Here is a 1,993-nt window from a genome sequence, read left to right on the forward strand (position 1 = left end):
GGCAAATTGAAAGGCAAAATAGGAAATACCAGCTAAAAAAATAAAACCAGATTTTATTTGGAAGTTGGGAAAAGATTTCTACCTTTGCACTCCCAACCGAAAGGAAGGGGAAAAAGATCAAGGTGGCGGATGTCACTGGCGATTATAAACAAGATTGAAACGGGTTAGAAAACACAGGCTGGATGAATAAGACCGGCCGAAACCAAAACCTGAAGATATATATAGAAAGACGGGCCGCGAGGTAATAACAGTCGATAAGTTCTTAAAAGAGATGTCAATGTAGCGAAAGCGGGTTTAATGAAGTACTGATTGAAGTACATGATTAAGTAGCTTTATTTTAAAGGTGATGTCTAACAGACAAAACAAAAGAAGACTATTTTTAACAATAGTTAAAACTGGTCAGCATCAAAACAACATTTTACAATGGAGAGTTTGATCCTGGCTCAGGATGAACGCTAGCGGCAGGCCTAATACATGCAAGTCGAGGGGTATAGTTAGCTTGCTAACTTGAGACCGGCGCACGGGTGCGTAACGCGTATGCAACCTACCTTTATCTGGGGGATAGCCCGGAGAAATCCGGATTAATACCGCATAAAATCACAGAATGGCATTATTCAATGATCAAACATTAATGGGATAGAGATGGGCATGCGTGTCATTAGCTAGTTGGCGGGGTAACGGCCCACCAAGGCGACGATGACTAGGGGATCTGAGAGGATGACCCCCCACACTGGTACTGAGACACGGACCAGACTCCTACGGGAGGCAGCAGTAAGGAATATTGGTCAATGGAGGCAACTCTGAACCAGCCATGCCGCGTGCAGGAAGACTGCCCTATGGGTTGTAAACTGCTTTTATCCGGGAATAAACCACGATACGAGTATTGTGCTGAATGTACCGGAAGAATAAGGATCGGCTAACTCCGTGCCAGCAGCCGCGGTAATACGGAGGATCCAAGCGTTATCCGGATTTATTGGGTTTAAAGGGTGCGTAGGCGGCCCGTTAAGTCAGGGGTGAAAGACGGTAGCTCAACTATCGCAGTGCCTTTGATACTGACGGGCTTGAATGAACTAGAGGTAGGCGGAATGAGACAAGTAGCGGTGAAATGCATAGATATGTCTCAGAACACCGATTGCGAAGGCAGCTTACTATGGTTTAATTGACGCTGAGGCACGAAAGCGTGGGGATCAAACAGGATTAGATACCCTGGTAGTCCACGCCCTAAACGATGAACACTCGCTGTTGGCGATACACAGTCAGCGGCTAAGCGAAAGCGTTAAGTGTTCCACCTGGGGAGTACGGTCGCAAGATTGAAACTCAAAGGAATTGACGGGGGCCCGCACAAGCGGAGGAGCATGTGGTTTAATTCGATGATACGCGAGGAACCTTACCCGGGCTTGAAAGTTAGTGAATCATTTAGAGATAAATGAGTGAGCAATCACACGAAACTAGGTGCTGCATGGCTGTCGTCAGCTCGTGCCGTGAGGTGTTGGGTTAAGTCCCGCAACGAGCGCAACCCCTATGTTTAGTTGCCAGCACGTTAAGGTGGGGACTCTAAACAGACTGCCTGTGCAAACAGAGAGGAAGGAGGGGACGACGTCAAGTCATCATGGCCCTTACGTCCGGGGCTACACACGTGCTACAATGGATGGTACAGCGGGCAGCTACATAGCAATATGATGCGAATCTCACAAAGCCATTCACAGTTCGGATTGGGGTCTGCAACTCGACCCCATGAAGTTGGATTCGCTAGTAATCGCGTATCAGCAATGACGCGGTGAATACGTTCCCGGGCCTTGTACACACCGCCCGTCAAGCCATGGAAGTTGGGGGTACCTAAAGTATGTAACCGCAAGGAGCGTCCTAGGGTAAAACCGATAACTGGGGCTAAGTCGTAACAAGGTAGCCGTACCGGAAGGTGCGGCTGGAATACCTCCTTTCTGGAGTAGTGTCACCTACTCGCTTCGCAACATGATATTTCTAAATAAGGTAG

At 48.0% G+C, this 1,993-nt stretch carries 1 rRNA gene; it reads left to right on the plus strand.

The features are described from left to right. Positions 1-420: 420 nt before the first annotated feature. Positions 421-1,940 (plus strand): 16S ribosomal RNA (locus tag ACN1CD_RS23550). Positions 1,941-1,993: the final 53 nt, after the last annotated feature.

The sequence above is a fragment of the Pedobacter sp. N23S346 genome, from assembly GCF_048515415.1.
Classification (GTDB): domain Bacteria; phylum Bacteroidota; class Bacteroidia; order Sphingobacteriales; family Sphingobacteriaceae; genus Pedobacter.